This window comes from Halorubrum sp. SD612, from assembly GCF_002135005.1.
The window spans coordinates 1-1,872 of record NZ_NEWI01000308.1 but is presented as its reverse complement, the minus strand read 5'-3'; the positions used below and the strand labels follow the sequence as shown (position 1 = coordinate 1,872).

Here is a 1,872-nt window from a genome sequence, read left to right as displayed (position 1 = left end):
GACGCCGGGATGACCGGTCAGCCCCGCGGCGAGCCCCTCGCCGACGACGGCCTCGTTGTCGTAGATCCGGGCGGTGTCGAGGTGGCGGTAGCCGACGGGGAGCGCGGTCGCGACCGCGTCGCGGTCGTCGATCCCCATCGTTCCGAGGCCGACCGGCGGGAGGTCCATGACCGACACTGTCCCGCGGTCGGCCAAAAGCCCCCGGCTTCGTCCCCGGGCTCGAACCCGCGCCGCGAGCGGATTTAAGTGGGTCGCGGCGGTGGATCCGACAACCCTCCATGACAGCGAACCCTTCGACTCGGCAGCTCCCCGCGCTTGACCGCCTCGATCCGGCGAGCCCCCGATGAGCCGAACCGGCGCGTGGTCGTTCGCGACGGTCGGCGGGCGTGTCCGCGTCGCCCCCGACGAGATCCGGATCCGGCGAGGGGTCGTCGACGCCCTCCGCGGCGTTCTCCGGGCGCTCGCCGCGGGGCGGTTTCCGCGGGCGCTCCGCGACGTCGGCTGGCCGGGCGGCGGCGTCGTCCTCGCGCTCGGCAGTCTGGTCCCGAACCTGTTGTGGGACGACGTGGGAGCGATCGGCGCCGGCGACCTCCTCGTCGCCGGCGTCGGGCTCCTCGTCGCGGTCGGCGGAGTCGCGGTCACGCTCGCCCGGGAGCGACGAGTCGCGATCCCCCTCGACGCCGTCGATCACGTCGCCTTCGAAGAGGAGGAACTGGTGGTCGTGTACGGCGGAAACGGCGAAGGGGACGACACCCGAGAGACGCTCCGCCCTCGCGACGACGACGAGCGGGCGGACGCGGCGGTCGCGCTGCGCCTCCGCGGCGTCGACCTCCGCGGCGTCGACGGCGACGATCGCGTCTCCCGCACCGTCGTCGACGCGCCCGAGACGGAGCTGATCGCGTGAGTCACCGCGTCAGCGACACCGACCGCTCGACGACCTCGTACCCCTGCGCCGCTAGCGCGTCGCCGTAGTATCTGTCCGCGACCCACCCCTGCGGGAGCCGGCGGAGGTCGAACCGCCGCGTCGGGCGCAGTTCGACGTCGACGACGCTCCCGGCGTCCGGCGCCTCGCGGACCGTCACCGCGTACGAGGCCCACGGCCGGCCGTCCGCCGTCCCTTCGATTTCGACCGTCGCGGCCGCGTCCCCGCCGTCGACGGAGACCTCGTCGCCGGTCGGCGCGCCGCCGACTCGGTCGACATCGAGGTCGATCGCGGCGCTCCGTAGGCCGAAGAGGTACGAGAACGCGTACGTCGCCGCCGCGTCCGCGGGGCGCCGGACCTCGTCCGCGACTCCCCACTGGAGGGCGAGGGTCGGCGGCGTCGCCGACGCGAACTCCTCGATCACCGTCTCGGGGGGTGCGTCGGTGCGGAGCCGGACCGAGCCGCCGCGCCGGAACGCCGGCACGCGGAGCGCGAGAGCGAGGAGGAGGGCCACCGCCGCGCCGGGCCAGAACGAGAGCGCGGCGACGGCGGCGAGGAACGCGGCGGCGACGAGCAGGGCGAGGGTCCAGCTGGCGGCGCGTTCGGCGCGGTGATACCCGGCGATCGCGGCGTCGAGTGCGTCCCGATCGACGCGGGGACGGGACTCGACGCGGGCGGAGGGCTCGGACACGGCCCGAACTCGTCGAGGCCGCAGTTCAGGATTTCGGTCGGCGCCGTCGGCTTCGAACGGTCGGCGCGCCCTCCGGGAGACCGGCCCTCAGACCGAGCCGTCGCTCGGCGCCCGCCCGCAGATGCTCACGAGGTCGTGGAGGTCGCCGATCTCGTAGGTCGGGTGACAGGAGAGCTCCGTCTACCGCAGGTGGGGGCGGCGGACGAACGCGGCGTCGACGCCAGAGCTGCCGTCCGCGCGCAACGACGACCCGTTCTCC

Annotated in this window: 3 protein-coding genes and 1 pseudogene; 1 reads left to right on the top strand and 3 read right to left on the bottom strand. The window is 74.6% G+C overall.

Annotated elements, in window-relative coordinates; all coding sequences use genetic code 11:
* Positions 1-168, bottom strand: a 168-nt coding sequence (locus B9G38_RS16765) for an aldo/keto reductase (RefSeq protein ID WP_343125082.1), incomplete at its 3' end; no start/stop codon positions are given.
* A gap of 175 nt (positions 169-343) precedes the next feature.
* Between B9G38_RS16765 and B9G38_RS16760 the strand changes: the two genes are divergently transcribed.
* Positions 344-904, top strand: coding sequence for a hypothetical protein (locus B9G38_RS16760; protein WP_086221126.1), 561 nt, complete (start codon positions 344-346; stop codon positions 902-904).
* 1 nt (position 905) lies between these two features.
* Here B9G38_RS16760 and B9G38_RS16755 read toward each other — a convergent pair whose 3' ends face one another.
* Together B9G38_RS16755 and B9G38_RS18665 are read right to left on the bottom strand one after the other, a co-directional pair.
* A complete protein-coding gene (locus tag B9G38_RS16755) occupies positions 906-1,613 on the bottom strand; it encodes a hypothetical protein (RefSeq protein ID WP_143415597.1) in 708 nt (235 codons plus the stop codon).
* An 87-nt stretch (positions 1,614-1,700) separates the two neighbouring features.
* Positions 1,701-1,872: pseudogene (locus tag B9G38_RS18665) on the bottom strand (HAD family hydrolase); the annotation flags it as partial.

Coding starts and splice junctions, on each gene's coding strand:
- B9G38_RS16760 (WP_086221126.1), top strand. CDS start 344: ATGAGCCGAACCGGCGCGTGGTCGTTCGCGACGGTCGGCGGGCGTGTC.